Source organism: Streptomyces sp. MB09-02B (assembly GCF_033794485.1).
Lineage (GTDB): Bacteria > Actinomycetota > Actinomycetes > Streptomycetales > Streptomycetaceae > Streptomyces.
Map to the genome: position 1 here is coordinate 1 of NZ_JARGEE010000692.1, position 2,879 is coordinate 2,879.

At 72.1% G+C, this 2,879-nt stretch carries 3 protein-coding genes; all 3 read left to right on the forward strand.

What is annotated here, in order from left to right:
• Window positions 1-154: 154 nt before the first annotated feature.
• Entirely contained in the window at window positions 155-565 is a 411-nt protein-coding gene (locus P1P70_RS42895) for a DUF3151 domain-containing protein (protein WP_319247664.1), read from the forward strand.
• Window positions 566-721: 156 nt separating this feature from the next.
• Window positions 722-1,567 (forward strand): tryptophan 2,3-dioxygenase family protein, encoded by an 846-nt coding sequence (locus P1P70_RS42900; RefSeq protein ID WP_319247666.1) that lies wholly within the window; start codon window positions 722-724, stop codon window positions 1,565-1,567.
• Window positions 1,560-2,879: kynureninase (kynU, locus tag P1P70_RS42905; protein WP_319247668.1), on the forward strand; the 1,320-nt coding region annotated here is incomplete at its 3' end. The genes P1P70_RS42900 and kynU, both read left to right, overlap by 8 nt.

Here is a 2,879-nt window from a genome sequence, read left to right on the forward strand (position 1 = left end):
GTTTTTCTTCTGGCTGTTGTGTGTAGCAGTCGCGTTCAATGTGCGGCGCTAGCGGCGTCTCGAGGCGAGGTGAGCCGGAGGGCGGGGCGTGGGTGTGTAGTGGCGTGCGCCGGGGGGCGGGGGGGTGGCGCTTGCGGGCGCGGCGGGGGGCGCCGTGGCGCCCGCGGAGGGCGACGGGGCGGGCCCCGTCGCACGACTCCCCGACGACCCGGAGCCCCGCGAACTCCTCGCGAACGGCACACCCCCGGCCGACGTCGCCGCCAAGTACCCCACCTCCTCCCTCGCCTGGGCCCAGCTCGCCGACGAGGCCTACGAGCGGGGCAGTGTCGTGGAGTCGTACGCCTACGCCCGTACGGGCTACCACCGCGGTCTGGACGCCCTGCGCCGCAGCGGCTGGAAGGGCCACGGCCCCGTCCCCTGGGAGCACGAGTCGAACCGTGGCTTCCTGCGCGCCCTGCACGCCCTCGCCCGTGCCGCGGGTGACATCGGCGAGCAGGAGGAGTACGAGCGCTGCTCCCAGTTCCTGAAGGACTCCTCGCCGACGGCGGCGCAGACGCTGAGCTGAGCCGCAGCGGCACATTCCCGCAGGTCCGCCCGGTGTGACCAGGCGGACCTTGCGGTGCGCGGCGCTATCGCCGACCATGCCGGTGGGGACCGGGGCCCCCGTGTCGGAATTCGGCAGGGGCGGACCGCTACCCGGAGTACACAACAGGAGACAGCGATGTCCCTTCAGGCTCAGCCCCACGAGGCTTCGGAGCCCGAGACCCCGCATCTCGACTTCCAGGGCACGACCCCGTACGAGGACTACGTCCAGGCGGACGTCCTGACCCACCTCCAGCACCCCCTCTCCGACGACCCCGGCGAGATGGTCTTCCTGGTGACGACCCAGGTCATGGAGTTGTGGTTCACCGTCATCGTGCACGAGTGGGAGACCGCGACCACCGCGATCCGGAACGACGACGTGGCGCGGGCCAGGGACGCGCTGAAGCGTTCCGTCCGCGAACTGGAGGCCCTGAACGCCTCCTGGCGCCCGCTCGCCCAGCTCACCCCCGCCCAGTTCAACTCCTACCGCGCCGCCCTCGGCGAGGGCTCCGGCTTCCAGTCGGCGATGTACCGGCGCATGGAGTTCCTGCTCGGCGAGAAGTCCGCGTCCATGCTCGTCCCGCACCGGGGCGCCCCGCGCGTCCACGCCGAGCTGGAGAAGGCACTGCACGAGCCGAGCCTCTACGACGAGGTCCTGCGGCTCCTGGCCCGGCGCGGCCACGCGATCCCCGAGTCCGTCGTACACCGTGACGTCTCCCAGCGCTACGAGCCGTCCCCCGAGGTCGAGGAGGCGTGGACCGCGCTGTACTCCGGCGACCCGGACCACGAACTCGCCCGCCTCGGCGAGGCGTTGACCGACGTCGCCGAACTCGTCTGGCGCTGGCGCAACGACCACCTCGTCGCCACGCGCCGCGCGATGGGCTCCAAGGCCGGCACGGGCGGCTCCGCCGGGGTGGCCTGGCTGGAGAAGCGCGCCCGCAAGAACGTCTTCCCCGAGCTGTGGACGGCGCGCTCCCATGTCTGAACCGACCGCGCTCAGCGCTGAACTGGCCTCCCTGGCACGGGAGTTGGACGCGGCCGACGAACTGGCGTGCCTGCGCAGCCGTTTCGTCCTCGACGACGTGGTGTACCTCGACGGCAACTCGCTCGGCGCGCTGCCGGTGGCGGTCCCCGGTCGGGTCGCGGACGTCGTGTACCGCGAGTGGGGCGAGCTGCGCATCCGTTCCTGGGACGAGAGCGGCTGGTGGACCGCGCCCGAACGCATCGGCGACCGCATAGCCCCGCTGGTGGGCGCGGCGCCCGGCCAGATCGTGGTCGGCGACTCCACCAGCGTGAACGTCTTCAAGGCGGTCGTGGCGGCGGTCCGGATGGCCGAGGAGGACGGTGCGGGGCGGCGTGACGAGATCCTGGTCGACGCGACGACGTTCCCCACCGACGGCTACATGGCCGAGTCCGCGGCCCGTATGACCGGCCGCACGCTCCGTCCGGTGACCCCGGCGGAGGTCCCGGCCGCGCTGAGCGACCGTACGGCCGCCGTCCTGCTCAACCACGTGGACTACCGCACGGGCCGCCTCCACGACCTCCCCGGTCTGACGGCGGCGATCCACGAGGCCGGCGCCTACGCCGTCTGGGACCTCTGCCACAGCGCGGGCGCGCTTCCCGTCGGCCTCGACGCACACGGGGTCGACCTGGCGGTCGGCTGCACCTACAAGTACCTCAACGGCGGCCCCGGCTCCCCGGCGTACCTCTACGTCCGCCGGGACCTCCAGCCCCGCTTCGACTCTCCCCTCCCGGGCTGGACCTCCCCCACCGCCCCCTTCGCCATGCGCCCCGCGTACGAGGCCGCACCGGGCGCGGTACGGGGGAGGGTCGGGACGCCCGACATCCTGTCCATGCTGGCCCTGGAGACGGCGCTGGACGTCTGGTACGGCTGGGACGGCGGGGGGGACGCGGGCCCGGCCGGTGAGGCCGCGGCGATGATCGAGTCGGTCCGCGCGAAGTCCCTCGCCCTGACGGACTTCTTCCTGCGCTGTGTGGCGGCCTACGTCCCCGACGGCCGCGTCGAGTCCCTCACGCCGACCGCCCACGCGGAACGCGGCAGCCAGGTCGCGCTGCGCTGTGACGACGCCGGCGACATCATGAAGCGCCTCATTGCCCAGAACGTCATAGGCGACTTCCGCCACCCCGACGTCCTCCGCTTCGGTTTCACCCCGCTGTACGTCAGCTTCACTGACGTGGAACGGGCGGCGCGGGTACTGGCGGAGACGTTGGAGCTGTCCCTTATACCCATCTCCGAGCCCCCGAGACAGGGAGAAAACTCGTATCCCGATTTTGTT